Source organism: Actinomyces sp. S6-Spd3, from assembly GCF_000758755.1.
In the GTDB taxonomy this organism is placed as follows: Bacteria; Actinomycetota; Actinomycetes; order Actinomycetales; family Actinomycetaceae; genus Pauljensenia.
In genome coordinates this window covers 1-547 of sequence record NZ_JRMV01000133.1, presented here as the reverse complement: position 1 = coordinate 547, position 547 = coordinate 1, and the positions used below count along the sequence as shown (strand labels likewise).

Annotated in this window: 1 protein-coding gene; it reads right to left on the bottom strand. The window is 50.8% G+C overall.

What is annotated here, in order from left to right:
* The coding region (locus HMPREF1627_RS10100; RefSeq protein ID WP_199805856.1) for a helix-turn-helix domain-containing protein at positions 1 to 235 on the bottom strand (235 nt) is incomplete at its 3' end.
* Positions 236 to 547: the final 312 nt, after the last annotated feature.

Here is a 547-nt window from a genome sequence, read left to right as displayed (position 1 = left end):
CCAGTAACGACCTCAATGTTGGGCCGAGTCCGCCCTGCTCCAAAGTGCGCACCGTACGATCTGAAACTCCAGCAAGTTCAGCCAACTGTTGTTGCGTCAATCCGTATTCTTTGCGAGTAGCTTTAATGACGCTGCCAATCTGAGTCACAGGTAGGGGGAATTGCCCATATGTAGAATCATTGGCGCGGTCAGAGGCTAAATTATTCGGAGGCATATTTCCGTTTAAAGCGTTCATGTACATGAATCTACACTCTAAACGCTGGTTTCGGAAGCATGTTTCCTGTTGAGCTGGGGTGAAGAACCAGAAGAATTGTTGTCCGTGCCCCCTACGTACACTATTGGAGAGAGTAATAATCGCGTCCTCCTATTCCAATGAGATACTTAAACCATGTACGGACTTTTCGCTGGGATCACCACACTCGACGTTGCCCAACTAACCGCAGGCACAGTACGTGAGAATCAAAAAGTAACCTCACTTGACCAGATCCTCGCTGCGGGCGGGCCCGCAACCAACGCGGCCGTTGCGTTCTCTCACCTCACGCGCGCA